Genomic DNA, 26,438 nt, shown 5'->3' on the forward strand with positions numbered 1-26,438 from the left:
ATGCTAACCAGCGGTCGGCATTCTCCCGCTTCGTCTAATGGTAGGACAGCGCCCTTTGAAGGCGTGAATCGTGGTTCGAGCCCATGAGCGGGAACCAGCCGGCGAACCAGATCGGCCAGATCGGCCGCGGCTTTTGATGCAGAAGATGCTAGCGCCCGAGCTTGCTTGCCGCGCGTGCCAAGGCTTCGATCTCGTCCCATTTGCCGGCCTTGACCAGATCGTCCGGCGCCACCCAGGAACCGCCGACGCAGATGACGTTGGGCAGGCTGAGGTAGTCGGCGGCGTTCTTGCCGGTGATACCGCCGGTCGGGCAGAATTTCACGTCGGCAAGCGGCGAGGCGAAAGCCTTGAGCGAGGCAGTGCCGCCCGACTGTTCGGCCGGGAAGAATTTCAGAAAGCGCAGGCCGGCTTCGCGGGCGGCCATGACCTCTCCCGGCGTGATGGCACCGGGCAGCAACGGCACGTCGCTGTCCTTGGCTGCCGCGAGAAGCTCGCGGGTGATGCCGGGGCTGACGATGAACTTCGAACCGGCGGCCGCCGCCTCGCCGAACTGGCGGGCGTCCAGGATGGTGCCGGCGCCGACGACGGCGTCTTCGACCTCGCCCGCCACCCGGCGGATCGCCTCCAGCGCGTCGGCGGTGCGCAGCGTGATCTCTATCACCGGCAGGCCACCGCTGGCCAGCGCCCGGGCCAGCGGCACCGCGTCGGCGGGATTGGCGATCTTCAGCACCGGTATGACCGGCTGGCCGTTGAGGAGCGACAGGAGCTTTTCGGTCGTGCTGGGCATTCGTCGTCTCTCCTCTGTTGATCAAGTCGACCGGTTAGCAGAAGGCGGTTTTTCTGTCCACGAAACGCGGCGTGTCGCGATGTCACGCGTGGTGTTCGAAACCTTCCGCGATCAGACCGCTCCCGGCTCTGCCTTGATCAGGCTGTCGTGAGCGTCTAGTGGCTTGGTGATGACACTTCCCAGCCAAGCCTTCCGCGTTGCCGCGCTTTACCGCTTCGCCCGGCTCGACACCTTCGAGGCTCTGCGCGCGCCGCTCGCCGCCTTCTGCTGCGCGCGCGGCGTCAAAGGCACGCTGCTGTTGGCGCGTGAGGGCATCAACGGCACGGTCGCCGGCAGTGAACCGGCAATCGCGGCGCTCATCGATCATCTCGAATCCATCGACGGTCTCGCCGGTCTCGAGATCAAATACAGCAGCGCCGCAACGATGCCGTTCCACCGCATGAAGGTGCGGTTGAAGCGCGAGATCGTCACCATGGGCGTGGACAATATCGATCCGGCGGCAGGTGCAGGCACCTATGTTGCGCCGGCCGACTGGAATGCACTGATCTCGGATACGGGCACCATCGTCATCGACACGCGCAACGCCTACGAGGTGTCGCTCGGAACGTTCAAAGGTGCTGTCGATCCCGCCACCACCAGCTTCCGCGAATTCCCGGCCTGGGTCGAGCAGCATCGGCACGAGCTCGAGGGGCGCAAGGTCGCCATGTTCTGCGCCGGCGGCATACGCTGCGAGAAGGCGACCGCCTATGTGAAGTCGCTCGGCTTCGAGGATGTGTTCCACCTCAAGGGCGGCATTCTGAAATATCTCGAGGACGTGCCCGGCGAACAGAGCCTGTGGCAAGGCGAATGCTTCGTCTTCGACGAGCGCGTTTCGGTATCGCACGGGCTGCTCGAAGGCGAGGCCGAACTCTGCCGCGCCTGCCGGCATCCGCTGGCTGCAGAAGACCGGCTGTCGCCGAAATATGCTGCCGGCATCTCATGCCCGCATTGCTTCGATGCCCGCTCGAACGAAGATCGCGCCCGCTACGCCGAGCGCCAGCACCAGGTCGAGCTGGCGCAAGCGCGCGGCGATCGCCATATCGGAAGTTAGCTTCACGTTAAGCAACTTCACGTCAAGCAACAGAGAAGCGATCGATGACCCACAGCCATGTCCCGTCGTTCTGCCGGCGCGCGACCTCGGTGGTGATGGTGCCATCGGGAAGCCGGGTCGAGGTGAGCGCCAGGTCGCCATTGACGACAGCCGGGCGCTGATCTCCGGACTGAAATTTTCGGCCGGTTGCGGTGATCTCCGCGAACAGCCCCCGGATGGCTTCGCGGCCGAACGTCAGTTGTCCGCTACCGCTGTCGATGACGGCATGCTGCTCGAAAAGCGCTGCCATGCCGTCAATGTCTCCGACCCATTGCCGTGAAATCAGCAGGCGCTCCAGCTCCTGGGGATCGCGTGCCGGCTGGCGGGCTGTCTCATTGGTCATGCCAGGCTCCTCCCAAGCGACGTGCCGCGACATTACTCGAAGTCGAAGCTGGTTTCGACACGCGTTTTTTGGCGCGGAAGGAGGCTGCAGCACTTTAATTTCCGCGTGAAATCCCAGCAGACCTCCATTCGAGGTCATGCGTGGCAGCGGGCAAAACGATGCACCCCGTCATTGTAATGTCAAACTGCGGGACCTAGGTCTTCGACGTGCAAACCTGCCCGCGCACCTTCGGCCGGGCCAATTCTGGAGGCATAGATGTTCGATCCCAAGAAGCTCCTCGACGATCTGCTCGGCTCGCAAATTCCCGGCACCGGATCGACCGTCCGCCACAAGGCCGGGCAGGCGGTGCAGATGGCCAAGGACAATCCGCTTGCCGCCGGTGCGCTGGCCGCGGTGCTGCTCGGAACCGGCCCCGGCCGCCAGGTCACCGGTGCGGCGGTGAAGCTTGGTGGGTTGGCTGCGATCGGTGGCCTCGCCTACAAGGCCTACCAGAACTACAAGAACGGCAACGCGCCGGCCGAGACGCAAGCTGCAGGCGAACCGGAATTGCTGCCGCCGCCGGCCGATACCGCCTTCCATCCGTCGCAAGCGCCGCAGGGCGAAGACGAATTCACGCTGACGCTGGTCAGGGCGATGATCTCGGCGGCGAAGGCCGACGGTCACGTCGATGACGAAGAGCGGCAGAAGATCGCCGGCAAGCTCAGCCTAGCGGGCGTCGGCGCCGAAGCGGAGAAATTCCTGATGTCGGAACTGGAGGCGCCGCTCGATCTGGATGTGCTGATCGCCGGGGCCAAGACCGATGCGCAAAAGCTGGAACTCTACACCGCCTCGCGTCTTGCCATCGATCCGGACACGCGGGCCGAACGCGGCTATCTCGACCTGCTTGCCGGCCGTCTCGGCCTGCCGGATGCGCTGGTCGACCATGTCGAGGCGACGGTGACGGCGGCGAAGGTGCCGGCAGCGGGCAGCACGGGCAAGCCGGTCGCAGGCTCGCGCTGGTAGCTTGAAGAGGAAGCCTCGGAGCTCGGCGCCGTTGGCGTTAGCTTCTCGTTAATCCGGTGAGCGCATGATTTCAGCCAGTCGGATCGGCTTTCCTCCTCCCATGCCCGGTTCGGATCAGGGGCGGTCGCCAACGGCCGCCCTTTTTGTGAGCACAGGCTTTGGGCCGGCTTGCCATGGTTCCCGTCATTTGCGATGCCTCATCCCTTTCAGGGAGTACAGCCATGACCGACTATAAAACCGCCATCGTCACCGGCGCCGGTACGGGCATCGGCAAAAGCGTCGCCACGGCGCTGCTCAAGGCCGGCTGGAACACGGTCTTCTGCGGTCGCCGCAAGCCGGTGCTGGAGGATGCGATCGCCGCGGCCGGGCCGACGCAGGCCAAGGCATTGGCCTTCGCCTGCGACATCAGCAAGGCCGATCAGGTCGACGATCTGTTCGAGACGGTGGCTGCGGCTTTCGGGCGCGTCGACCTGCTCTTCAACAATGCCGGCACGAGCTACAAATCGACGTTGATCGACGACATCCCGGTCGACGTGTGGAACGACATCGTCGGGGTCAATCTCACCGGCTCGTTCCTGTGTGCTCGCGCCGCGTTCGGCGCCATGCGCAGGCAGCAGCCGATGGGCGGCCGCATCATCAACAACGGCTCGGTATCGGCCTATGCGCCACGGCCGGGCTCGGTGCCCTATACGGCGACCAAGCACGCCATCACCGGGCTGACCAAGACGCTGGCGCTGGACGGCAGGCCCTACGACATTGCTTGCGGCCAGATCGACATCGGCAACGCGCTGACCGACATGGCGCAAGCGATGACGGTCGGCGTGCCGCAAGCCAACGGCACCATTGCCGCCGAAGCGGTGATGGATGTCGAGCGCGTCGCCGATGCCGTCCTCCATATGGCCAGCCTGCCGCTCGACGCGAACGTCCTGTTCATGACCGTGATGGCGACGAAGATGCCATTTGTCGGGCGAGGCTAAATTAGTCTCAACCCGGTCTAAATCAGGGCCGGGTGACCGGAAGCGGCACGCCGGGTAAATATAGCGAAATCGGGCGGATTTCGTAGACGGCGGTCGGATTGACGCGGCGAAGGTCGCGCGCAATGTCGATGGCGGCGTCACGGTTGGCGCAGTCGACGACATAGAGCCCCAGCAATTGTTCCTTGGTCTCGGCGAAGGGGCCGTCGATAACCATTCCGGTGCCTGGCCCGCGCAAGGTGCAGGCGTCTTGTGTCGCGCCGAGCCGGGCCGCCGGCCCAAGGGTGCCTTGCTGGTAGAGCCGATCGTTGATCTGGAGAAGATCGGTCATCAGCGCCGCATCCTGCTCAGGCGTCAGTGCCGTAATCGCTTCTTCCTCGTGATAGGCAAGAATGGCATAGAACATCTGGCTTCTCCTTTCGCCGTCCTCACTTCGCCAGGAACGCCTCGATCCGCTCCAGCGCGCGCAGGATGTTCTCCTCGGAATTGGCGTAGGACAGCCTGACATAGCCTTCGCCGAGAATGCCGAAATCGGGGCCGCCGATCAGCGCCACGCCGGCATCCTCGAGCAGCGCCGAGGCGAGCTTCTTGGCCTTCCAGCCGGTCTTGGAAACATTGGGGAAGGCATAGAAGGCGCCTTTCGGCGTAATGCAGGAAACGCCGGGCAAGGCATTCAACCCCTCGACCACGACCTTCCTGCGGCGGTCGAAGGCGCGCATCATCTTGTCGACATCGTCCTGCGGGCCGTCGATGGCGGCAATGCCGGCATACTGGCTCGGCGCGTTGACGCAGGACCAGCAATTGACCGCCAGCTTGCGCACCTTGTCGTAGAGATGCGCGCCCTTGTCGCCATTCGGCCAGATCGACCAGCCCATGCGCCAGCCGGTCATCGCCCAGGTCTTCGACCAGCCGTTGAGCACGATCAGCCGGTCGCGGATTTCGGGGAAGGCGAGCAGCGAGCAGTGCGTCTCGCCGTCATAGGTCATCACGTCGTAGATCTCGTCGGAGAGGATGGCGACGTCCGGGTGCGCTTCCAGCCCCTTGACCAGCTTCTCAATCTCGGCGCGCGGCGTGACGCCGCCGGTCGGATTGGCCGGCGAGTTGAGAATCAGCAGCCTGGTCTTCGGCGTGATCAGCGCCAAGGTCTCCGCAGCCGAAAAGGCAAAGCCGTTCTCCTCGCGCATCGGCACCGGGATGGGGGCAGCACCGGTGAACTCGATCATCGAGCGGTAGATCGGAAAGCCGGGATCGGGATAGAGAATTTCGGCGCCCGGCTCGCCGAACATCAGGATGGCCGCGAACATGGTCGGCTTGCCGCCGGGCAGGATCATCACCGCTTCGGGCGAGACTTCGACGCCGGTAGTGGCCAGCGTGCGGCGGACCACCGCTTCGCGCGTCGCCAGCAGGCCGTTGGCCGGCGTATAGCCGTGATGGCCGTCGCGCAGCGCCTTGATCGCGGCCTCGACGATGTGCTGCGGCGTCTTGAAGTCGGGCTGGCCGATGCCGAGATTGACAATGTCGCGGCCCTGGTGGGCAAGTGCCGTGGCACGCGCCAGCACTGCGAACGCATTTTCCTCGCCGAGGCGGTCGAAGGCCGAAATCGTGTGGAGCATTTTTCCTGTCCGTGTGGTTCTTTCAGCGAGCGTGCGTTTTTGTGAGCGTCCGCCCGCAAAAGTCAAACGGATTGGAGTTTTCGGTGTCGGAAAATCTCAAGAATTGGCAACCGCGCCCGCGGCCCGAACGCAAGGTGCTGGAGGGGCGAACTGTCAGGCTGGAGCCGCTCAACGCCGAAAAGCACGGCGACGGCCTGTTTGAGGCCTCGTCGGTGGCCGATGTCGACGGCCGCTTTGCCTGGCTGCCAGACTACCCGCCGGAGAGCCGCGCCGCCTTCCAGCCATGGCTGGACAAGGCGGAAGCCAGCGAAGACCCGCTGTTCTTCACGGTCATCGACAAGGCCAGCGGCAAGGTCGCCGGGCGCCAGACGCTGATGCGCATCGACGCCACCTACGGCGTCATTGAGATCGGCAACATCTATTGGGGCCCGCTGATCTCGCGTAAGCCGGCCGCGACGGAAGCGCAGTTCCTGTTCATGAAGTATGTCTTCGACGAGCTTGGCTATCGCCGCTACGAATGGAAATGCAACAATCGCAACGAGCCGTCGAAGCGCGCGGCGGAACGTTTCGGCTTCAAGTTCGAGGGCATTTTCCGTCAGCATCTTGTGGTCAAGGGCGAAAACCGCGATACCGCGTGGTATTCGATCATCGACAGGGAATGGCCTGATCTGCGCAGAGCCTATGAGGCGTGGCTCGATCCGGCTAATTTCGACAGCGATGGCCAGCAGAAGCGGCGGCTCGAGGATTTCCGCGCCGAGTTCGGCGCCTGACCATGCTCCCGAAAAGTGGTATCCGGTTTTTCGGGTAAGATCATGGTCAAATAGAAAGATAGAGCCTCCATCCCGAGTCTGCCGGGATGGATCAGGCTCTAGCAGGGGCTATAGATGGCGCATACCCACGACCACGCTTCGCAGGTCCACGACCACAGCCATCGCGCAGGTCATGTGCACGGCTCGACCGACAAGAAGCGCGTGCTGATCGCTGCCTGCCTGACCGCCGGCTTCATGGTCGTCGAAGCGCTTGGCGGTCTCTTGACGGGATCGCTGGCGCTGCTGGCGGATGCCGGCCACATGCTTGCCGATTGCGTCGCGCTCGGCCTTGCCTGGTATGCCTTTCACCTTGCGAGCCGGCCGGCGACCGTGCGCCTCACCTACGGCTTCGGCCGGGTCAAGACGCTGGTCGCCTACACCAACGGCATCGCCATCTTCGCCATCGCGCTGTGGATCGTCTACGAGGCTTGGGGCCGCTTGCAAGCGCCGGCTCCGGTGCTCGGCGGGCCGATGCTGGTCGTCGCGATCGCCGGCCTGCTGGTCAATCTCGGCTCGTTCTACGTGCTGCATGGCGGCGACCGCGGCAGCCTGAACATGCGCGGCGCCATCCTGCACGTGCTCGGCGACCTGCTAGGCTCGGCCGCGGCGATCGTGGCGGCGCTGGTGATCCTGGCGACGGGCTGGACGCCCATCGATCCGATCCTGTCGGTGCTTGTCGCGCTGCTGATCCTGTCCACGGCCTGGTCGCTGATGCGCGAGGCCGCCCACGTCCTGCTCGAAGGCGTGCCGGCAAGCCTCGACCGCGACCTGATCGCCAGGGACATCGAAGGCTCGATCAAGGGCGTGCGCGAGGTGCATCACATGCATGTCTGGTCGATCGACGGTTCCAGCAACATGGCGACGTTGCATGCCTGCCTCAATGACGGCGTCGACGCGCATATGGCGGTCAGCGCGATCAAGAAGCGGCTTGCGGCGGAACATGGCATAGCCCATGCCACGGTCGAACCGGAATTCGGCCGATGTGCCGACAGCCATGAGCATGATGACGAGCACGATCATGCGCATGATACGGCACCGCACCGCGGCCATTATCACTGACTTCGGGAGTTCTGGGCATTGGCAACGATTGACATGAACTCTCGCCACCCTGGCGCCGCGTGATGGACCGCGACACCCGCAATGCGGCGATCGGCGCCGCCTGGGTTTTGCTGCTGTTCGGCATCGCAGCCTATTATCTTCCAACAGTGATGCTGGCGGTCGGCAAGGTCTCGACGGTGCTTGCCGGCGTCGTCGCGGCGATCTTCATGGTGGCAATCTTCGTCGTGTTCTGGCTGCGTAGCCGCAGCCAGCGCAAAAAGGGAAAGTGACATGCGCATTCTGATTACCGGCGCGGCAGGCATGGTCGGCCACAAGCTCATCGCCAGGTTGGCCAAGGACGGGACGCTCGGCGGCCGCAAGATCGCCGCGCTCGACCTTCACGACATCGTGCCGCCGCAGGCGCCGGTCCTCGACAGCGTCGGCATTAGCGTCCACACCGGCGACCTTGCAGCGCCGGGCGCGACGGCAAATCTGGTCGCGCCGCGCCCCGACGTGATCTTCCATCTCGCCGGCGTGGTGTCGGGCGAGGCGGAGGCCAATTTCGATCTCGGCTATCGCGTCAATCTCGACGGCACAAGGGCGCTGTTCGATGCCATCCGCTTGGCGGCCTATACACCGCGCGTCGTCTTCACCTCGTCGATCGCCGTGTTCGGCGCACCGTTTCCCGACATCATTCCGGACGAGTTCCACCCGACGCCGCTGACCTCCTACGGCACGCAGAAGCTGATCGGCGAGGCGCTGCTTGCCGACTATACGCGCCGCGGTTTCTTCGACGGCATCGGCATTAGGCTGCCGACCATCTGCGTCAGGCCGGGAAAGCCGAACAAGGCGGCCTCAGGGTTCTTCTCCGGTATCATCCGCGAGCCGCTGAGCGGCCATGAAGCGATCCTGCCGGTGCCGCGCTCGGTCGTCCACACACACGCCAGCCCGCGTTCGGCGGTGAATTTCCTGATCCATGCGGCTCAGATCGACGGCAGTGCCGTCGGCCCGCGCCGCAACCTGACGATGCCGGGCGTCGCCGTCACCGTCGGCGAACAGATCGAAGCGCTGGAACGTGTCGCCGGCGCCAAGGCGGTGAAACTGATCCGCGAGGAGCCCGACGAGACGATCTGGGCGATCGTCAAGGGCTGGCCGACGCGCTTCGAGGCGCGGCGCTCGAGGGAGCTTGGCTTTGCGGCGGAGACGAGTTTTGATGAGATTATACGCGTCCATATTGAGGATGAGCTGGGCGGCAGGATTTAACGTGGCGCCGTCTTCCTTCTCCCCTTGTGGGAGAAGGTGGATTGGCGCGCAGCGCCAAGACGGTTGAGGGGTGCTGGACAGAGCGCTGTTGGCGCCAAGCTGGAACACCCCTCATCCGTCGCCTTCGGCGACACCTTCTCCCACAAGGGGAGAAGGGAGAGTCGCGCCTGGACGTCACCCGCCGGTCGTCAGGCTGGCCGAGAGCAGCAGCAGGCCGAACAGGAAGACGAAGGCGGCGCCGCCGATCTCGACGAAGGAATGGATGCGGTTGCCCATGCGGCCGTCGCCGGCGAAATACACCGCCCAGTTCTTCGCGGTCACCGCAAGCGTCGCCAGGGCCGAGACGGTGATTGCGGTGCCGAGTGCCATGGCCAGCACCGAAAGGATGCCGCCGAACCACAGCCCGTTCAGCAAGGCGAAGCTCAGCACGATCAGCGCGCCTGAACAGGGGCGGATACCGACGGCAGCCACCGCCGACCAGGCCGTGCGCCAATCGAAGCGATCACCGGAAAGCAGCGCCGGGTCGGGCGCATGCGAGTGTCCGCAGGTCTCGCAGACCTCGCCCGCCGCATGGCTGTGGTGATCGTGCACAGCATGGGCGTGGTCGTGGGCGCCGTGATCGTGATGGTCATGCGCATGATCGTGGTGGTCATGCGCATCAAGCGCGTGGGAATGTGCCGCATGGGCATGTGAATGGGCGGCATGTGAATGGCCGGAATGTGAATGGCCGGCATGGGCAGCCGAGAGGCTGTAGCCCGGATTTGCGCCGAACAGGCGAAGGATGGCCGGGCCGGCCTTGCGCCACAGCAGCCAGGCGCCGAACAGAGTGACGAAGACATAGCTCATGATTTCGAGGAACCATGCGGCGTCTGTCATCGAGACAGCAGTGCCGCGCAGCAAGAAATAGGCGACCAGCATCACCACGATCGCGGTCAGCGCCTGCAGCAGGGCCGAGACGAAGGACAGCATGATGCCGCGCCGGAGCGCCACTTCATTGGCCACCATGTAGGAAGAGATCACCGCCTTGCCGTGACCGGGGCCGGCGGCGTGGAAAATGCCATAGGCAAAGGACAGGCCGATGAGCAGCCACAACTTGCTGCCGTCCTGGCGCATCGCCTTCATCGCGCCGGCAAGCGCATGATAGAATTCCTGCTGGCGCAGATTGATCCACATCAGGATGTGGGCGAACGGGCCGGTGGCGGTTGGAGCCATGCCGTCATTGGTGCCGATGCCGAGTGAACTCTGGGCGTGGGCGGTGCCGAGAAAGTGCGTCATCACAAAGGCGACGGCCAGAAGACCGAATGCCAAACGCAGGGACGGTTTGGTCACTGGATCTATCCTTCCGGCTGACAGGTCAGTTCAAGCTTGGTGGCAAAGATCTTGCTCATGTCGGTGCCTGTCGGATCGTTGAAGAAGGCCTCGGTCAGGGTCTTCTGGTTCTGGGCGATCGCCTCGTCCGGGTTCGGGCGGACAACCTTGCTGGTGCAGGTCGGCGGCAACCCATCGACCTGCAGATTGGCATCCTCGGTGAAATCGATCGCGGTGTAGAAGGTCGGGTCGTAGACGCCGATATCTATCTTGCCGCTCAGTTTGATCGGCACCTTCGGTTCAGATTCAAACAGGATGATCAACTGGTCATTGTCGAAATTGGCCATCAAATGAGGCGGCGGGGTCATTGCCACGTCCTTGCCGTCGACGGTGACGAGCTGGAAATAGTTGAACTCGGCAAGCGAGGCATGGACGGTGTCGGCGACATCCTTCAGCTCTTTGTCGTCGAGTTTCAGGTCGGAATTCTTGTCGAACTCCATCATCACCGTGCTCGAAAACAAATCATCGAAGCGCCAGACATGGCGCAATGCCTTCACAGTTTGGTGATCCGGGCCGAGGACCACTTCGAGGCGGGCTTCAGCGAAGACGTGGGGATGCACCTCAGCCGGTCCGACGGCGGCAAACGTCGCGGTCAAGGCCGAAGCCAGCATCATTGCTTGCCGTTTCAGGTGCATTCTCGGTCGCGATTCAATCGGCTTCGGTGAATTGCCGACAGTTACCAGAAAGCGGGCGAAAATGGGACCGCAACGCGGCTGAAAGCTCATGCGTTGTCCAGCGTCTTGAACCACTGCACCAGGAAGTCGACGAAAACGCGAACTTTTGCAGGCAGATAGCGCCGGTGCGGATAGACAGCAAAAATGCCGCCGCCGGGCAGAATGCGGTCATCCAGCGCAGTCACCAGCTTGCCGCTTTCGATGTCGGGCGCGGCGATAAAATCCGGCAGGATGGAAAACCCCAGTCCAGCCACGGCGGCCGCCCTCGCCGCCATCGGGCTGTTGACCTCGATCGGGCCGGAGACCGAAACACTCACCGTATCGGCACCGTCGCCCTTGAACGGCCAGTTGGTGAGCCAGCGGCCATTGGTGTCGATGATGCAAGGCACGCGGGCAAGGTCTTGCGCCCTGACCGGCATGCCGTGCTTGGCGATCAGTTCGGGAGACGCGCAAAGCCGTACCGAAAACGGCGCCAGGCGCCTGGCGATCAGTGAGGAATTTTCCAGCCGCGAAATGCGCACTGCCAGATCGAAACCCTCTTCGACCAGATCGACGAAGCGGTCGTCGAGATGAATGTCGAGCACGATGTCGGGATGCTGCTTGGCGAAGTCGATCAGCGATTGGCCGATCGGCGCGTCGGCAAAGGTGCGCGGCGCCGACAGCTTGATCCTGCCGCGCACGTCGCCGGAGGATTCGCGCACCGCATCGGCAAGGCTGTCGACCTCGCGCACGATCTCCGAGGCGCGCCGGTAATAGGTGTGGCCGGCTTCGGTCATCGAGAACTGCCTGGTGGTGCGGTTGAGCAGTAGCGCGCCGAGCTCGTCCTCCAGCTCGCGCACATATTTCGACAGCAGCGCCTTCGAGCGGCCGATCTTGCGTGCCGCCGCCGAAAAGCCTTCGGCCTCGACGACATCGATGAAGGCGCGCATGCGGGTCAGCGTATCCATGTCATGCGCCTCCTTGGTGGGCTGAAAGGATGCGGGCGGCGAGCGTAATCAACTGCCGGTCGCTGTTCTTCGGGCCGAGCAGCGAAAGACCGAACGGCGCCCCGCCGGTCTTGCCGAGCGGCAGCGTGATCTGCGGAAATCCAGACAGGCCGGAAAGACACAGCAATCTCAGCGCGCGCTCGCGATAGATCTGCAAATCATCAAATAATTCGGCCTTGAGCGGCGCGGCACCCGGAGCGGTCGGAAGCACAAGAACGCCGTCCTCGCCAAGCAGGTCGGTAAGCTCGAGGCGAAACGAAACGCGACGTTCCGTTTCGTGCTGCGCGGTTGCCGGGCCGACGGTCGCGCCATGCTCGAAGCGCTCCTTGACGCCGGGTCCCAGCATGCGGTCGCCGCCAGCGATCCAGGCGCCGTGGCTTTGCCAGGCTTCATAGCCTTGCAGCTTGCGGAAGCACCAATAAAGATCGTCGGTGGAATGCGACAGCGGGCCAACGCTGCGCGGCGCGCCCAGCACCGAAGCGACACTGCGGACCATGGCGCGATATTCCTCGGCCTCCAGCGGGCCGAGCACGAGGCTGTCCAGCGCGTCGAGGGCAAGAGGGCGTACCAGTTCGTGGCGGTGCGGATCGTCGCCGAGCAGCACCGTGCCGACCTTTTCGTAGGTGACGATATCCCTGGCAAACCAGCCGAACGTGTCCAGCGAAGGCGCCAGCGGCATCGCGCCGTCGAGCGAAATGCGGCCATGCGTGGTCCTGAGGCCGATCAGGCCGCAGAAGCTTGCCGGCGCACGGATCGAGCCGCCGGTGTCGGAGCCGGTGGCGATATCGGCCAGCCCGCCGGCGACTGCAGAAGCAGAACCCGAGGACGAGCCGCCGGTGACGCGGTCGGGTGCCGCCGGATTGATCGGCGATGGGAAATGCGCGTTCAGCCCCAGCAGGGAAAAGGCGAGTTCGTCGGTCTGCGTCTTGCCGACGAAGCGGGCGCCCGAATCAAGCAGCGTCTGGACGGCCGGCGCGGTGGCCGTGGCCGGCGAGGCTTCGCGGTATTTCTGCGGATTGCCGCAACCGGTGCGGTACCCGGCGACGTCGAAGATATCCTTGACGGCCAACCGCAAGCCGGCAAGCGGGCCGGATTGCGCATTGGTAACAGGGACTTGATCAAGATCGAGAAAAGCGTTCAGCGGGCCGCGAGTGCCTGTCATGCGTTCGATATCCGGGTGTGCTTGCCGCAGCATTGTTCTTCTGGTCCCGCAGCATTGTTCGATGCCACAAATTTTACAACCTGCGATACGATTTTTATTGATTGTGAAATCTTTCGATCTTATATCGCGCTTGCCCAAAGTCGCACGTGCCTGTGGGTGTCCGCCGATCCTCGAATGGTGAGGGCAATCGGTAAGGTAACTGGAGCCAACCCCTCCAGTCGGTTTAGCGGCCAACCGCCAACCGAGGACACCTTGAAGCAACGACGGTGCGGGCCTTTCTGGTGTTCTGCCGGTCGTCCAAAGACCGGGGTTACTGAAGAGGCACACCTTCATTGCCGGCAGTGCGGACGGGTCTCCCATCCAAGCCAAGGCAGACAAAGCGAACCGAGGCCGGGCAAGGCCAAGGTTCACCGCCGCGAGACGGCGCTTCATGGTTCCGGGGTCTCCACCGGCTGGTTCCATGGATTTCCGTCCCGCCTTTGTCCACCGCGTGTTCGCGAGGCCGAGAGCCCGCGTCCGCAAGCCTTTGTGCGCGCCGAAAGGCGCTGATGGAGAGACCCGATGGCTACTCAGCGCATCCTTGACTTTCTCGCCACCCGACGTCCGAACGGCCCGTGCCTCGTCGTCGACCTCGATGTCGTGCGCGACAATTTCCGCGCCTTCGAGAAGGCGCTTCCCGATTCCAAGATCTACTATGCGGTGAAAGCAAATCCGGCGCCGGAAATCCTGCGCCTGCTTGCTGCGATGGGCTCGTCCTTCGACACCGCTTCCGTTGCCGAAGTCGAGATGGCGATGGACGCCGGTGCGCCGGCGGACCGCATCTCCTTCGGCAACACCATCAAGAAGGAGCGCGACATCCAGCGCGCCTACCAGCTCGGCATCAAGCTGTTTGCGGTGGACTGCGTCGAGGAGGTCGAGAAGATCGCGCGCGTCGCTCCCGGCGCCCGCGTGTTCTGCCGCGTCCTGACCGACGGCGAGGGTGCCGAATGGCCGCTGTCGCGCAAGTTCGGCTGTGTGCCGGCGATGGCGGTCGACGTGCTGCGCCATGCCAGGGCGCTCGGCCTCGACGCCCATGGCGTGTCATTCCATGTCGGCTCGCAGCAGACCGACCTGACCGCCTGGGACCGCGCGCTGGCCGACGCCAAGAAGGTGTTCGCGACGCTCGCCGACGAAGGCATCGTGCTGAAGATGGTCAATATGGGCGGCGGTTTCCCGACCCGCTATCTCAGGGATGTGCCGGTGGCGCAGGCCTATGGCCAGGCGATCTTCTCGGCGCTCAGGAAGCATTTCGGCAACGCCATCCCCGAGACGATCATCGAGCCGGGCCGCGGCATGGTCGGCAATGCCGGGGTGATCAAGTCGGAGGTCGTGCTGATCTCGAAGAAGGCCGACAACGACAATGTGCGATGGGTGTTCCTCGACATCGGCAAGTTCGGCGGTCTCGCCGAGACGATGGACGAGGCGATCCGCTACCCGATCGTCACCGCACATGACGGCAGCGAGACCGCGCCTTGCGTGCTCGCCGGCCCGACCTGCGATTCGGCCGACGTGATGTACGAAAAGACGCCGTACCCGCTGCCCTTGTCGCTGACCATCGGCGACGAGGTGCTGATCGAGGGCACCGGCGCCTACACGACGACCTATGCATCGGTCGCCTTCAACGGCTTCGAGCCTCTCCGATCCTACGTGATCTGAGGGCTCGCAAGAGTTGCTCAGATCATCCCCGGTGGGCGCCTGTCGCCCGCCCGGGCTCGCCTGTGGAACAATCCGCTTGTGAAGGATCGCGGAAATGAACATTGCAGATCTCATCGTTGAAGGCGTGGGAATCTCCCCCCTCGAGGGGGAGATGGCCGCGAAGCGGCCAGAGGGGGTCGGTTCGACTGGACTCGGCCTCCTGCCGCAGATGGAGGCCGGCGCTTCACGCGCGACAACCCCCTCTGTCGCCTTCGGCGACATCTCCCCCTCGAGGGGGGAGATTGCGGTCGTCGCCGAAACCGCCGCCGACGTCCCGGCGCGCGAGGCTTTGCTCGATCGCGCGGTGGGGCCGAAGCGCCGGAAGAAGTCGTCGGAAAAGCTGCGGCGCGGCCGCCGGCCTGCGGAGGGCCTGGCCTTTGTCGCGCGCGATGCGTCGGGCACTGTTGCCGGCACGGTGCGGCTGTGGGACGTGGTCCTGGGCGAGGGCGGCACGGCAGCGCTGCTGCTCGGCCCGCTTGCGGTCGACCCGGCGCTGAAAAATGCCGGCATCGGCTCGGCGCTGATGCGCCATGCGGTCACTGAGGCCGAGCGGCTTGGCCATGCGGCGATCCTGCTGGTCGGCGACGCGCCCTATTACGAGCGCTTCGGGTTTTCGGCCGCAAAGACCGGCTCGCTGGCCATGCCGGGGCCTTACGAGCGGCACCGCCTGCTGGCGCGGGAACTGGTTGTCGGCGCGCTCGACGGCGCGCAAGGCACGCTGAAGGCGGCCGGGCGCAAGCTGAAGGCGCAGCGGCTGCCGCTCGCTGCCTGATGGTTCGAAGCAAGCCGCCCGCCATCGTGCGGCGGCTTGTTTCACCTCAAGCGATCAGCCGATCAACTGGCTGAGCGCCATGGCGACGCTCATGTCGCCTTCGACCTTTATCTTGCCGGACATGAAGGCCATGGTCGGGTTGAGGTCGCCTGATATCAGCGAGTCCAGATCGTCGAGCGACAGCTTTATGGTGCAATCGGCCGGCGCATCGGTGGTCGAGACATCGGCGCCGTCGATGACGATGACGCCGTCGCTGCCGGTGTCGAATTTCACCGAGCGATCGAACCCGGCACTCGCCACGCGCGACCTGATCTTGTCGGCAATCTCCTGAACGCTCATGGCGGTTCTCCTCGTCTCGTTGCGTTTGTCGCGCCTTGGCGCGTCCACCTGGCCGAAGTCGCATGGCTGGTTTTACAGCCACGGTCGCTGGCGCATATAGCTTTGGGTTGACGTTTACGTCAACGCGGTTCCCCGAGCTGAGGATGGGCTTTATCGCCGCAGCATCACGCGGGCATGACACCTCGGCGGCCTGCATGTTGCCATGCGATGTTGCCGAGGGTATCAGGCACCCACGAATATCGGCGAGCCGCCCCGGTGCTTTCCAGAAACGAACCGCCCAGAAACGAACCGCAAGTCTATGCCCGCCGGTTGCGCGCGGTGCTGATCAGATCGATCCCGCTGCTCGAGGCGCGCGGTATTGCCGTCGTCATTCTGGCTGCCCTGGTCGGGGTGATGGCGGGTGCGCTGGTCACCGGCATGAGCGGACTGGTGCAGGTCCTGCATGGGCTTATGTTCGGCGTTCAGCCCGGCGGTCGGCTTTCGGCGATGTTTTCGCTGCAAAGGCCGGAGCAGGCGCTGATACCGGCGATCGGCGGCATCCTGCTCGGGCTGACGGTGATCTGGCTGAGAAAGCGGAAGTTCCGCACGCCGGTCGATCCGATCGAAGCCAACGCGCTTTATGGCGGCCGCATGTCGCTGACCGACACCTTCATCATCGCCGGGCAGACGATGATCTCGAGCGGCTTCGGCGCTTCGGTCGGGCTCGAGGCCGGCTATACGCAGGTGGGTTCGGGCCTGGCGTCGCGGCTGGCGCGCTTGTTCAGGCTGCGCCGCAACGATGTCCGCATCCTGGTCGGCTGCGGTGCCGCCGGCGCGATCGCCGCCGCCTTCGACGCGCCGCTGACCGGCGCCTTCTACGGTTTCGAGCTGGTCATCGGCATCTACTCGGTCGCCAATGTCGCGCCGGTAATGGCCGCCGCGATCTCGGCCTCGCTGACCGCAGAGGTGTTCGGCGGCGTGCCGTTTCCGCTGGAGCTCGCCGGTCTGCCGCAGCTCACCGTCAGCCAGTATTTGCCGTTCATGCTGCTCGGGCTTCTGGGCGGCGGTGCTTCCATCGCCATCATGCATCTGGTGAGCCTGATCGAGCGCCTCTTTGCCCGGCTGTCGATCGACGCCTCGCTGCGCCCCGCCATCGGCGGCGTGATGGTCGGGCTGCTGGGGCTGGTCACGCCGCAAGTCCTGTCCAGCGGCCATGGCGCGCTGCACCGCGAATTCGCGATGAATTACGGGCTGGCCGTGGTGGCCAGCGTCTTCGTGCTGAAGCTGGCGGCCTCGGCGATCTCGCTCGGCTCCGGCTTCCGCGGCGGCTTGTTCTTTGCCTCGCTGTTTCTCGGCGCGCTGCTCGGCAAGATGTTTGCCGGCGCGATGGCATTCGTCTCGCCGGCGACCGGCATCGACCCTGCCGTCGCCGCCGTCGTCGGCATGACCTCGCTCGCCGTCGGCGTCGTCGGCGGCCCGTTGACGATGACCTTCCTGGCGCTGGAATCGACCCGCGACCTGACGCTGACCGGCGTGGTGCTGGCTGCCTCGCTCATGGCGGCGATCCTGGTGCGCGAAACGTTCGGCTATTCCTTCTCGACATGGCGCTTTCACCTGCGCGGCGAAACGATCCGCAGCGCGCATGATGTCGGCTGGATGCGGAGCCTGACTGTCGGCTCGATGATGCGAAAGGATGTCCGCACCATCGACGCCTCGACGACGCTTGCGGAATTCCGCAAGCAGGTGCCGCTCGGTGCCTCGCAGCGCGTCATCGCGGTTGACGCCGACCTGCATTATGTCGGCGTGCTGATCGTCGCCGAATTGCACAGCCATTTGTCGGATGACGAGATGCCGGTGCTGTCCTTCGCCAAATTCAGGGATGCGGTGCTGGTGCCGAGCATGAACGTGCAATCGGCGGCCGAGACCTTCCAGCGCGCCGGCGCCGAGGAATTGGCGGTGGTCGAGGATTTCACCGATCGCAAGGTGGTCGGTCTGCTGACCGAAGGCCACCTGATGCGGCGCTATGCCGAAGAACTCGACAAGGCGCGGCGCGATCTGTCGGGCGAGGGGTAGCCGCGTCCTGTCCCGATTGCGATGCGACACACATGTCGGCTGCTGCGTAAGGAGGGCTCACGTCAACGGCCCGCTAATCGCCGGCTCCGAAATCCGATTGCGCGGACTGTCTTCTTCCTTGTGGAAGAGTGTCTTGAAGAAAAGAGCGTCGGGAACCGCCTTGATTAGTTTTGCGATCACGGCGGTCGCGAGCACGGCAAACGCCAGGCGACCGAGAAGCACGCTCGTAACATCAGCGCCAAGTGTGACAACGACCAACGTATCCTCAATGAGGCTGTGGGCAAAACCCATGAACACGCAGGCGAGGAATATCTGACGCGGCTCCGCGCTAGGCGTGCGCGCCTCGCGGATCAGCAGTCCTGCGCCATAGGAAATCCCGAGAAACAGGCCAACAGCGGCGAAAGGTACCGTCTGCTTTTCGATGCCGGCGAGCCGAAAGAGCGGTGCAAGCCCTCTGTTCATCCACTCCAAAATGCCCGACATCTTGAGAAGCTCGATCACCCAGCTCAGCGCAAGCAGAACAACGAGCATGATGCCCAGGGTTTTGAGCGTACCTAGGAGAAAGCCGCCCCAGTCGGTGCTTTCATTCGTCGGCATCCACGCCGGCTTCACCGGTCCTGACAGCCATCCGGTCGCGGCGAATATCTGATGCAGAAGGACAGCAAAGACCAAACCCCCGCCAATACGAAGCGCCGCGGTGACCAGGAAGCTCGGCCCAGCCCTCTGAATGATCCGTTGCTCGATCGGAATGGCATGTGCAAACAGCAAGAGAGCCGAAAGAACCGTCATGTCGGCAGTGCTGAGCGCCGAAACCGGAACCAAGGTGAATACGATCACAAGCGCGCCCCAGATCCCGACCAGCAATCCCGTCAGCCAGGCAAAGGCGAGTTCAGGTGGCAACCCCACCTGCAACATGAGCGGGGAGAAGAACGGAGAAATCGCCTGGATGACGCCAAGGTCCTGCAGCAGTCGCGTGGCAATCGCAACCGGAACGATGACGCGAACCAGTTCCCAATAGATTTCAAGCGTCTCCAATGTCTTGCGATAGAAGGCGGCGCAAATTGCCATCATGCTGCTCCATCATCCCTGGAGCCATCTGAGTAGCGTGAGACGCTTCGCATTTGTGGTCAAAGTTTGCGATTCCATGCAATAAAATTGCAACGCACCGACGATGAGCGCGACCGACATGGACAAGATCGACAGAAGGCTTCTCAACCTGCTCCAGGATGATGCCTCGCGAACTAACGCCAAACTGGCGGGGTTAGTCGGGCTTTCCCCTTCGAGCTGCCTGCGCCGCATACGACGACTGAAGAAGAGCGGTGTCATCAACCGCGTTGTCGCGCTTCTCGCACCGGCAAAGGCTGGCCGGGGCTTGAAGGCGATCGTCGCCGTCGAACTGGAGCGTCATGGTGAGCAGTATATGAGGGACTTTCTCGAGTTGGCCGCTCAGGAACCGGCCGTCACTCAGGCCTACAGTGTAAGCGGCGAAACCGACGCCGTCCTCATGCTCCGCCTGACGGATATGGAAGAGTTCGATGCGCTGTGCGAGCGACTGTTCCGAGACCGAAGTAACGTCGCGCGATACCACACGATGTTCGTGATCCGAACGGCCAAAGAAGTGACCGCAATTCCACTGTAGTGTTCGGGTTGCGATAGACCTGCCAGGCCGTGAATTCAGCGGCCCGGCGGAGAAACTCTACGAACATTTCTATATGCCGAAAGGGGGGTAGTGAAGGCAGCTTGGAGGCAACGCCTCGCGCACGCGAGGACAATCGCCAGCGCCGAATGTCGGAATTGGGGGCCAGCTCGACGCATTTCATGGCGCCTCCCTCACGCCCAGGCATGAAGCTGTCCTTGTTGGCTCAAGGAGAATTTGCATGCGTGGTCATTGCTTATGTGGCGCTATTGCCTTTGAAGTCGATGGCCCGGCACAGGCCTGCGTGGTCTGTCATTGTGAAAGTTGTCGGCGGCAATGTTCTGCGCCGATGACCTCCTATATTGGCGTCTTGAACGGCCAATGGCGATGGCTGGGCAAGCTACCGAAGGTATTCAACTCTTCTCCCGGTGTGGAAAGAACATTTTGCGATCACTGTGGTACGCCGCTGTCCTTCCGCTCAAAAAACATGTCTGATGTCATGCATTTTTTTGCGGCAGCGATGGAGGAGCCAGAAAAATTTGCACCTACGCTGCATGTCGCTTTTGAGGAGAAGCTCCCTTGGTTGAAACTCGCCGACAACCTGCCGACTCGTTTTGGGCCTGACTATACGAAAGACTAGGATCTGCTCGCATCGAGACAAACGGTGGAAGCTGCGGACAGCATCCGGAAGCGAGATGATGCCTCCGTCCGTTCAAACGGCGGTCGAACATTATCGATCGCGGCTGCTCTTGACCTGCTTGAGCGGCAGCAGGTAGGCGATGATCTGCTGATCGCCGAGTGCTGGATCAAAGCCAATAATGTCGGATGCGAAAAGGTCGTGGGCGGGGCGTCTCTCGAAGCCAAGGCTTTCATACAGCTTGTATGCAGACGTCATGGACGAGGCAGTGTGAAGCGCAAGGCCGCCTGAGCCCTGCAGACGCGCTTGCATGACGCACCATTCGCAAAGCGCGCGGCCATATCCGCGGCCCTGTGCCGAGGGAACAACCGCGAGAGTCCTGAGGCCTGCCAGCCCGGGCGGCCAGCCCATGCCGTCAAAGGCGGCATCGGCGTAGTAGGTGACCGTCCCGACGAGGCGTCCCTCGGCTTCGAGCACCGCGACGCTGGCTTTCGCCCATCGCCCCGCGACATCCCGCGCATCCTTGACGTAGGGCTCGAAGATGTGCGGTGCCAGAACGGGCCGTAACGATGCGAAAGCCTCTGAGACGAGCAACCCAATTCCATCCAGTTCCTGACGGCTTGCCAGGCGGACGCGTGGCTTGGATGCGATCTGCATGCATGTCCTCACTGCTCCAGTAATTCGACCGTAGGTAGGGCTCCCTCCGGCTGGCTGGACTTCGCCCGGCTTCGGCCGTCGGCCGCATCCCGCAGCGCGATTCACCCGGAGAGGTTCGCCTGCCACAATAATGACCGGCAGCAAGATTCCAATGGACCTGAGCCGTCGAGCCGCGACGACGAGTTAATCGGCGGAGCACCTCAAACTTTCGGTAACAGTTTGCTCATGCTTATGCGCTCCTCGACCTCGTATCCGCACTTTCGGTAGAACCCAAGAACCGTCGAATTGGAAGCGACAATTTGGAGGTTGATCTTTATGCAACCAAGGCCGGCGAGCCGCCTTTCGGCCTCATGGATGAGGGCCTCGCCGATCCCTTTTTGGCGATGGGACTGCAAGATAGCGATGCGCGATATCCACCCTCGATGGCCGTCATACCCGGCCATGATCGATCCGACGACCTGATCGGCCTCTATCGCCACCAAAAGCAGGTTCGGCTGATGCCTCAGCTTCCCGCGAAGCGGGAGCGATCGTAGTTGCGCGACATCTCGAGCCCGGACTATCCGGCTCTATAGTGGAGCGTTACGGCGACCCAGCAGCAGAGCGATGCCCAACGCCGGAAGCATCGCCGTCGCGACGGCGAAGAAGACGAATTGCAGCCCGGCCGACGCGGCGACCAAGCCGAGCGCCGGACTGCCGAAGCCGAGCGCCACGTCGAGGAAGACGGTGTAGAGTCCCATGGCCAGGCCACGGCTGCGTGGTGGAAGATGGCTTACGGCCTCGGCACCGAAACCGGGATAGACCAGCGAGTAGCCGAGGCCAGTCAGGCCCGCTCCGATGGCGGCGAGAACGGGCCCGGGCGCAAGCCAGATCAGCATCAGCCCTGCCGCCTCGACCGCCACGAAGATCACGGCGACGCGCGCGCCCCCTAACCTGTCAGGCAGGTGGCCGAAGCACAGCCTTGCCGCGATCAGCGACGCGGCATAAGCGGTGAAGGGAAGCCAGACCGGCTGCCAGCCGCGTTCGGCAAAGAGCAGCGCGCCAAAGGACAGGATTGCGCCATAGCCAAGGCTGCTGAAAGCAGCTCCGACGCCGGGAAGCCAGACCGCTTGCGCCACGCTCGTCCATGAATGCCGCACGCTGCTCGCGGTGGCGCTGGCGCCACGCATCGGCAGGATGGCAAGCACCGTTGCAAGCGGCAGGACGATCGTCGCCAGTGCGATCGCGGTGAAGCCGCTCGCCGCATAAAGCGCAGATCCGACGGGCGCTCCCAGCGCGAGTGCTGCGAACATCGCCGTGCCCACCCAGGCTATGACCTTTCCGGAGTTCTGTCCGCCCGCAAGGGAGAGGCCCCAGGCGACGCCGCCTGTGATGATGAAGCTCTCAGACGCGCCCAGTACCGCCCGGCCGGCGAAGAGCGCCGATGCGGACGCTACCGGCCGGTCGAGCAATGCCAGCGAGCCGAGGTAAATGAACCCCGCCAGGGCAGCGGCAATGAGGCCGACGACGACGGCCCGCTTGCCGCCGCGCCCATCGGCATAATTTCCGGCTCCAATGCGCGACAGCATAGAGGCGACGAACTGGCTGCCCGTCACCAGCCCGACTGCGAAGGGGCCGAAGCCGAGCTGCTGGTGAAGATGCAGCGGCAGGACGGGTAGCGCCAAGCCGATCAGGAGGAAGCCGGCGAAGACAGCCGCCATGATTGGCACCAGTTCCGCCATCGCGCCATTTCGGTCAGAAGTCCGCGCCATTGTGGCCACCGATAACACTTTGACAGCCGGGCTGTTCCGATCAGTAACGTTCGTAGGTCACGCGCCAGCCTTCGGCCGGATTGTCCGGCGTCAGGACCAGTTTGTTGTCCGAGACTTCGAATTTGCGTTTCATGCTCTTCCCGACAAGGTTGCGGACCAGGGAGGACTCGATCGTGATGACGAAGGTCTTGTCCTGGTCGTTGATGGCGACCGGCCCGTAATAGGCTTCGTAGCCATTCGCCTTGTAAGGCGTGTCCGGCGCCTTAGCGTCGGGGTTCTGGGCCTGCACCGAGAGGGTGCCGGCCTCGGTGAAGATGACCTGGCCGGAATATGGCACGGGCTTGAGGTTTCCCTCGGCACCGGCCTCGAGCGACCTCATGCGCCATGCGCCGATGATCGGGGACTCTTGGGAGAAAGCCGGCGTGGCGACCGAAAGCGCAAGCGCAAGGGCAGCGATCTTCAATCTCATCGTCATATGTCGTTGTCCTTTTTCTGGTTTGTGGGTGCGGACAGGCCGTCCGCCCAATCTTCGCTTACACCGAAAGCATGACCTTGATGGCGCGCCGCTCGTCCATGGCGCGGTAGCCTTCAGCGACCTCGGCCAACGGCAGCTTGAGGTCGAAGACCTTGCCGGGCTTGATCCTGCCCTTGAGCACACGGTCCATGAGGTCGGGCAGGAAGCGGCGCACCGGCGCGGGGCCGCCCAGCATGCGCTTCTGGCCGAAGAAGAGATTCTGGCCATCGAAGCTCACGCCATGCGGCACGCCGACATAGCCGATGGTGCCGCCGGGGCGAGAGCAGGCCAGCGCCTGGTCGAAGGATTCCGCCGTGCCAACGCATTCCAGCACCGAGTCCGCGCCGACGTCCTTAGTGAGCCCTTTGATCCGGGCCACACCTTCCTCGCCGCGCTCAGCGACGATGTCGGTCGCGCCGAATTCGCGGGCGAGTTTTTGGCGGCTGGCGTGCCGGCTCATGGCGATGATGCGCTCGGCGCCCATCTCCTTGGCCGCAAGCACGCCCATCAGGCCGACCGCACCGTCGCCGACCACCACCACCGTCGATCCTTCTCGGACCTCGGCTGCGTCGGCCGCATACCAGCCGGTGCCGAGCACATCGGACACAGCCAGCAGGTCAGGGATGAGTTCGGCCGGCGGCACCTCGGCGGTGGCGACCAGTGTGCCATCCGCCAACGGCACGCGGGCGTAAGGCGCCTGCGCGCCCGACATGAACTCGCGCTGCACACAGGACGACTGGAAGCCGAAGCGGCAATGCGGGCAGGTATTGTCGGAGAGGCAGAACGAGCCGACGACGAACTGGCCGGGACGGACCGTGCGCACCTCTGCGCCGACCTCGACGACGATGCCACAATATTCGTGGCCCATATGCATCGGGCCGTTGACCGGCTGCAGCCCGCGATAGGGCCACAGGTCCGAGCCGCAGATGCAGCTCGCCGAGAGCTTGATGATAGCATCCGTCGGGCGAAGGATCATTGGGTCTTCGACTTCCTCGCAGCGGATGTCGCCGGGCTTATGAAGAACGGTTGCGAGCATTTTGCTTTCCTTTCGTTCAATCGATGTCAGGCGCCGTAGTCGGCGTCGATGACGTGTTCCAGCCAGTCCACCACCTTGCCGTCTTTGACCTCCTGGAGGGCAATGTGGGTCATGGCCGTCTCGGGTGAGGCACCGTGCCAATGCTTCTCGCCGGGCGCGAACCAGACGACGTCGCCGGCACGGATTTCCTCGACCGGGCCAGCCTCGCGCTGCACGCGGCCAAGGCCCGAGACGACGATCAGTGTCTGGCCGAGCGGATGCGTGTGCCAGGCGGTGCGGGCGCCGGCCTCGAAGGTCACCTGTGCGCCTTGGACCCGCCCGGCATCGAAGGGATTGAAGAGCGGATCGATCCGCACCGTGCCGGTGAACCAGTCAGGTGGCCCCTTGCCGGAAGGCCTGGTGCCAGCGCGAAGAATGTCCATGGTTATCTCCGTTGGGTCCTCAAATGCGTTCGATGCGAAGCGGGAACTTGCCGCTTACGTGTAGGGCCTCTTCGCCCGCGTCGAAGCGGCCGAGCCTGATCAGCCCGGGATGGCGGTAGTCGGCGTAGAACATGGCCAGATTGCCCCAGGGCATGAAGTAGCAAAGGTCGTATGGCCGCTCGTTGCCGAACGGGCCGCTGCCCTCCTCCGTCAGCTTGCGCGGCAGATAGGCAATCTTCTCGTTATGCGCGTAGTCGTCGATGGTGAGATCGAGCGGCAGCATGGTGAAGAAGTCGCGCGCCGACGGATTGTCGTAGAGCGTGGCGGTCATGGTCCGGCCATTGAAAATCATCTTGATCTTCATGTCAGTGGGCTCCTGGCTGCCTGGATCGCTGCCCTGCTGGCTGCGGGCGGCCCGCGGCAGGACCGTTGCCGCGAGCGCGCCGCCGAGCAACGCGCGGCGGCTGAGGTCCGGACGGTCGATCGTCATGGCTGCGACCTCCGGGCCAAATGCGACGCTGCAAAGGCGGCGAGCGCCGATCCACAGAGCAGCACCGCGCCGAAAGTGAATGCACCCCACCAGCCGACCGTATCGAAGAGCGTGCCGCCGATGGCGGCGCCGCCGGTGATGGCGAGCTGGATGACGGCTACCTGCAACCCGCCGCCGGCCTCCGCGTCGTCCGGCAACGTGCGGCAGAGCCACGTGCCCCAGCCAACGGGCGCGGCCGTGCCGAAGAAGCCCCAGGCAACGAGCAGCGGCGCTGTAGGAATCGGCAGCGTACCGAAGGCGATGAGCGCTACGGCCAACGCGGCCATGACCAGCGGGATGACGATGAGGATGCTAAACAGGCGCGTGCGCAAAAGCCGGCCTATGCAGAGGGTGCCGAGCACCCCGGCCAGCCCCATCGCCAGCAGGATCGCCGAAAGCGCGGCGATGTCGAGCCTAGTGACGCTCTCGAGGAAGGGCCGCAGATAGGTAAAGAGCGCAAACTGGCCCATGAACAGCATCATGATCGACGCCATGCCGATGGCGACAGGAAAACGGCCGAGGAGCGCCAGCGGATTGCCTGGACGCTTCCTCCGGCGCGGGGGCAGCGCCGGCAGGCTTGTCCACTGCCAGACCAGCGCCAGGAGCCCAAACGGCACGACGAGGAAAAAAGCGCCGCGCCAGCCGACATAGGCGCCAAGAAAACTGCCCAGCGGCGCGGCGATGGTGGCCGCAATGGCATTGCCAGCGTTTAGCATGGCGAGACCCTTCGGAACCATGTCTTGCGGCACGAGGCGCATGACGATCGCGGTCGACATCGACCAGAACCCGCCGATCGCGATGCCGAGCAGCGCTCGGCCGACCATGAGGAACGCGTAGTTCGGCGCGAAGGTGACAGTGAGCCCGGACACGATGAGGAGAAGGGTGAAGCCGGTCACGACCAGTCGGCGGTCGATCCGGCGCGTGAGGCCGGCGACCAGCAGGCTGGTCACGACGGCGAAAGCGCCCGAAATCGAGATCGCCTGTCCCGTGCGGCCCGCGGTGATGCCGAGATCGGCCGCGAGCGGCGACAGCAGGCTGACCGGCATGAATTCCGACGCGATGAGCACGGAAACACACAGAGCCATCGACAGCACCGCGCCCCATGCGGCGCGGTCTTCGACAAGTCTTGTGTCGTAGGTCGTTTCCATAATTGGCATCCTTGCAAGGCGACGGGGGTGGATCAGCCGCCCATCCCCGTCACCATGCTGGAAGAT

The 26,438-nt window shown here is 63.9% G+C and carries 30 protein-coding genes and 1 tRNA gene; 13 read left to right on the forward strand and 18 right to left on the reverse strand.

Annotation, left to right across the window (positions count from 1 at the left end; genetic code table 11):
• Window positions 1-23: 23 nt before the first annotated feature.
• Window positions 24-97 (forward strand) — tRNA-Gln (locus NKI29_RS15770).
• Between the two features lie 51 nt (window positions 98-148).
• Here NKI29_RS15770 and NKI29_RS15775 read toward each other — a convergent pair.
• Entirely contained in the window at window positions 149-787 is a 639-nt protein-coding gene (locus NKI29_RS15775) for a 2-dehydro-3-deoxy-phosphogluconate aldolase (RefSeq protein ID WP_352568126.1), read from the reverse strand.
• A gap of 169 nt (window positions 788-956) precedes the next feature.
• Between NKI29_RS15775 and trhO the strand changes: the two genes are divergently transcribed.
• Window positions 957-1,877, forward strand: a complete 921-nt coding sequence (gene trhO / locus NKI29_RS15780; RefSeq protein ID WP_502896703.1) for an oxygen-dependent tRNA uridine(34) hydroxylase TrhO — start codon at window positions 957-959, stop codon at window positions 1,875-1,877.
• A gap of 22 nt (window positions 1,878-1,899) precedes the next feature.
• Here trhO and NKI29_RS15785 read toward each other — a convergent pair whose 3' ends face one another.
• Window positions 1,900-2,259: a YybH family protein gene (locus NKI29_RS15785; protein ID WP_352568124.1), complete on the reverse strand. Its 360-nt coding sequence runs from the start codon at window positions 2,257-2,259 to the stop codon at window positions 1,900-1,902.
• A gap of 255 nt (window positions 2,260-2,514) precedes the next feature.
• Between NKI29_RS15785 and NKI29_RS15790 the strand changes: the two genes are divergently transcribed.
• Window positions 2,515-3,261, forward strand: coding sequence for a tellurite resistance TerB family protein (locus NKI29_RS15790; protein ID WP_352698596.1), 747 nt, complete (start codon window positions 2,515-2,517; stop codon window positions 3,259-3,261).
• Between the two features lie 221 nt (window positions 3,262-3,482).
• Window positions 3,483-4,238, forward strand: a complete 756-nt coding sequence (locus tag NKI29_RS15795; protein ID WP_352698598.1) for an SDR family oxidoreductase — start codon at window positions 3,483-3,485, stop codon at window positions 4,236-4,238.
• A gap of 22 nt (window positions 4,239-4,260) precedes the next feature.
• On the opposite strand, the gene NKI29_RS15800 is transcribed toward NKI29_RS15795, so the two are convergent.
• Both NKI29_RS15800 and NKI29_RS15805 read right to left on the reverse strand, forming a co-directional pair.
• Entirely contained in the window at window positions 4,261-4,641 is a 381-nt protein-coding gene (locus NKI29_RS15800; RefSeq protein WP_352568121.1) for a YciI family protein, read from the reverse strand.
• A gap of 22 nt (window positions 4,642-4,663) precedes the next feature.
• Window positions 4,664-5,848 carry a pyridoxal phosphate-dependent aminotransferase gene (locus tag NKI29_RS15805; RefSeq protein WP_352568120.1) on the reverse strand — a complete coding sequence of 395 codons (1,185 nt, stop codon included), beginning with the start codon at window positions 5,846-5,848 and terminating at the stop codon, window positions 4,664-4,666.
• Between the two features lie 83 nt (window positions 5,849-5,931).
• Between NKI29_RS15805 and NKI29_RS15810 the strand changes: the two genes are divergently transcribed.
• The 4 genes from NKI29_RS15810 to denD all read left to right on the forward strand — a co-directional run bounded on the left by NKI29_RS15810 (window position 5,932) and on the right by denD (window position 8,958).
• The gene (locus tag NKI29_RS15810; RefSeq protein ID WP_352568119.1) at window positions 5,932-6,618 is read left to right on the forward strand and encodes a GNAT family N-acetyltransferase; all 687 of its coding nucleotides are present in this window, start codon (window positions 5,932-5,934) and stop codon (window positions 6,616-6,618) included.
• A 114-nt stretch (window positions 6,619-6,732) separates the two neighbouring features.
• The gene (locus NKI29_RS15815) at window positions 6,733-7,716 is read left to right on the forward strand and encodes a cation diffusion facilitator family transporter (RefSeq protein WP_352568118.1); all 984 of its coding nucleotides are present in this window, start codon (window positions 6,733-6,735) and stop codon (window positions 7,714-7,716) included.
• Window positions 7,717-7,778: 62 nt separating this feature from the next.
• The gene (locus NKI29_RS15820) at window positions 7,779-7,985 is read left to right on the forward strand and encodes a hypothetical protein (RefSeq protein ID WP_352448198.1); all 207 of its coding nucleotides are present in this window, start codon (window positions 7,779-7,781) and stop codon (window positions 7,983-7,985) included.
• A 1-nt stretch (window position 7,986) separates the two neighbouring features.
• Window positions 7,987-8,958, forward strand: coding sequence for a D-erythronate dehydrogenase (denD, locus tag NKI29_RS15825; protein ID WP_352568116.1), 972 nt, complete (start codon window positions 7,987-7,989; stop codon window positions 8,956-8,958).
• Window positions 8,959-9,132: 174 nt separating this feature from the next.
• On the opposite strand, the gene NKI29_RS15830 is transcribed toward denD, so the two are convergent.
• The 4 genes from NKI29_RS15830 to NKI29_RS15845 all read right to left on the reverse strand — a co-directional run bounded on the left by NKI29_RS15830 (window position 9,133) and on the right by NKI29_RS15845 (window position 13,148).
• Window positions 9,133-10,287: a nickel/cobalt transporter gene (locus tag NKI29_RS15830; protein ID WP_502896704.1), complete on the reverse strand. Its 1,155-nt coding sequence runs from the start codon at window positions 10,285-10,287 to the stop codon at window positions 9,133-9,135.
• Window positions 10,288-10,292: 5 nt separating this feature from the next.
• A complete protein-coding gene (locus NKI29_RS15835) occupies window positions 10,293-10,961 on the reverse strand; it encodes a DUF1007 family protein (RefSeq protein WP_352564924.1) in 669 nt (222 codons plus the stop codon).
• A gap of 86 nt (window positions 10,962-11,047) precedes the next feature.
• Entirely contained in the window at window positions 11,048-11,947 is a 900-nt protein-coding gene (locus NKI29_RS15840; protein ID WP_352588045.1) for a LysR family transcriptional regulator, read from the reverse strand.
• Window position 11,948: 1 nt separating this feature from the next.
• Window positions 11,949-13,148 carry an amidase gene (locus NKI29_RS15845; protein WP_352588042.1) on the reverse strand — a complete coding sequence of 400 codons (1,200 nt, stop codon included), beginning with the start codon at window positions 13,146-13,148 and terminating at the stop codon, window positions 11,949-11,951.
• A gap of 561 nt (window positions 13,149-13,709) precedes the next feature.
• On the opposite strand from NKI29_RS15845, the gene odc2 reads away from it, so the two are divergent.
• Both odc2 and NKI29_RS15855 read left to right on the forward strand, forming a co-directional pair.
• Entirely contained in the window at window positions 13,710-14,843 is a 1,134-nt protein-coding gene (odc2, locus tag NKI29_RS15850) for an ornithine/lysine decarboxylase (protein WP_352448194.1), read from the forward strand.
• A gap of 208 nt (window positions 14,844-15,051) precedes the next feature.
• Complete coding sequence (locus tag NKI29_RS15855) at window positions 15,052-15,654, forward strand: GNAT family N-acetyltransferase (RefSeq protein WP_352644253.1); 603 nt, start codon at window positions 15,052-15,054, stop codon at window positions 15,652-15,654.
• Window positions 15,655-15,708: 54 nt separating this feature from the next.
• Here the strand turns inward: NKI29_RS15855 and NKI29_RS15860 are convergent, their stop codons facing one another.
• The gene (locus NKI29_RS15860; RefSeq protein ID WP_352524570.1) at window positions 15,709-15,993 is read right to left on the reverse strand and encodes an SCP2 sterol-binding domain-containing protein; all 285 of its coding nucleotides are present in this window, start codon (window positions 15,991-15,993) and stop codon (window positions 15,709-15,711) included.
• Between the two features lie 318 nt (window positions 15,994-16,311).
• On the opposite strand from NKI29_RS15860, the gene NKI29_RS15865 reads away from it, so the two are divergent.
• Window positions 16,312-18,045 (forward strand): chloride channel protein, encoded by a 1,734-nt coding sequence (locus NKI29_RS15865; protein ID WP_502896705.1) that lies wholly within the window; start codon window positions 16,312-16,314, stop codon window positions 18,043-18,045.
• Window positions 18,046-18,102: 57 nt separating this feature from the next.
• On the opposite strand, the gene NKI29_RS15870 is transcribed toward NKI29_RS15865, so the two are convergent.
• On the reverse strand, window positions 18,103-19,113 hold the full coding sequence (locus NKI29_RS15870; RefSeq protein WP_352796682.1) for a nucleoside recognition domain-containing protein: 1,011 nt from the start codon (window positions 19,111-19,113) through the stop codon (window positions 18,103-18,105).
• 118 nt (window positions 19,114-19,231) lie between these two features.
• On the opposite strand from NKI29_RS15870, the gene NKI29_RS15875 reads away from it, so the two are divergent.
• Entirely contained in the window at window positions 19,232-19,684 is a 453-nt protein-coding gene (locus tag NKI29_RS15875; protein WP_352796654.1) for an Lrp/AsnC family transcriptional regulator, read from the forward strand.
• A 238-nt stretch (window positions 19,685-19,922) separates the two neighbouring features.
• The gene (locus tag NKI29_RS15880) at window positions 19,923-20,321 is read left to right on the forward strand and encodes a GFA family protein (protein WP_352448190.1); all 399 of its coding nucleotides are present in this window, start codon (window positions 19,923-19,925) and stop codon (window positions 20,319-20,321) included.
• A gap of 90 nt (window positions 20,322-20,411) precedes the next feature.
• On the opposite strand, the gene NKI29_RS15885 is transcribed toward NKI29_RS15880, so the two are convergent.
• The 8 genes from NKI29_RS15885 to NKI29_RS15920 form a co-directional block, all read right to left on the reverse strand.
• On the reverse strand, window positions 20,412-20,975 hold the full coding sequence (locus NKI29_RS15885; protein ID WP_352796657.1) for a GNAT family N-acetyltransferase: 564 nt from the start codon (window positions 20,973-20,975) through the stop codon (window positions 20,412-20,414).
• Window positions 20,976-21,175: 200 nt separating this feature from the next.
• Window positions 21,176-21,535 carry a GNAT family acetyltransferase gene (locus NKI29_RS15890; protein WP_352796684.1) on the reverse strand — a complete coding sequence of 120 codons (360 nt, stop codon included), beginning with the start codon at window positions 21,533-21,535 and terminating at the stop codon, window positions 21,176-21,178.
• Between the two features lie 6 nt (window positions 21,536-21,541).
• Entirely contained in the window at window positions 21,542-22,723 is a 1,182-nt protein-coding gene (locus NKI29_RS15895; protein WP_352796659.1) for an arabinose transporter, read from the reverse strand.
• A 40-nt stretch (window positions 22,724-22,763) separates the two neighbouring features.
• Complete coding sequence (locus tag NKI29_RS15900; RefSeq protein WP_352796660.1) at window positions 22,764-23,198, reverse strand: lipocalin-like domain-containing protein; 435 nt, start codon at window positions 23,196-23,198, stop codon at window positions 22,764-22,766.
• A gap of 58 nt (window positions 23,199-23,256) precedes the next feature.
• Window positions 23,257-24,273, reverse strand: a complete 1,017-nt coding sequence (locus NKI29_RS15905) for a zinc-dependent alcohol dehydrogenase family protein (RefSeq protein WP_352568103.1) — start codon at window positions 24,271-24,273, stop codon at window positions 23,257-23,259.
• A gap of 26 nt (window positions 24,274-24,299) precedes the next feature.
• On the reverse strand, window positions 24,300-24,695 hold the full coding sequence (locus NKI29_RS15910) for a (R)-mandelonitrile lyase (protein WP_352796663.1): 396 nt from the start codon (window positions 24,693-24,695) through the stop codon (window positions 24,300-24,302).
• A gap of 19 nt (window positions 24,696-24,714) precedes the next feature.
• Window positions 24,715-25,185 carry a cyclophilin-like fold protein gene (locus tag NKI29_RS15915; RefSeq protein WP_023675438.1) on the reverse strand — a complete coding sequence of 157 codons (471 nt, stop codon included), beginning with the start codon at window positions 25,183-25,185 and terminating at the stop codon, window positions 24,715-24,717.
• Complete coding sequence (locus NKI29_RS15920) at window positions 25,182-26,372, reverse strand: MFS transporter (protein ID WP_352454095.1); 1,191 nt, start codon at window positions 26,370-26,372, stop codon at window positions 25,182-25,184. The genes NKI29_RS15915 and NKI29_RS15920 overlap by 4 nt, the downstream gene beginning before the upstream one ends.
• Window positions 26,373-26,438 lie beyond the last annotated feature (66 nt).

The sequence above is a fragment of the Mesorhizobium sp. M0678 genome (genome assembly GCF_040320505.1).
In the GTDB taxonomy this organism is placed as follows: Bacteria; Pseudomonadota; Alphaproteobacteria; order Rhizobiales; family Rhizobiaceae; genus Mesorhizobium.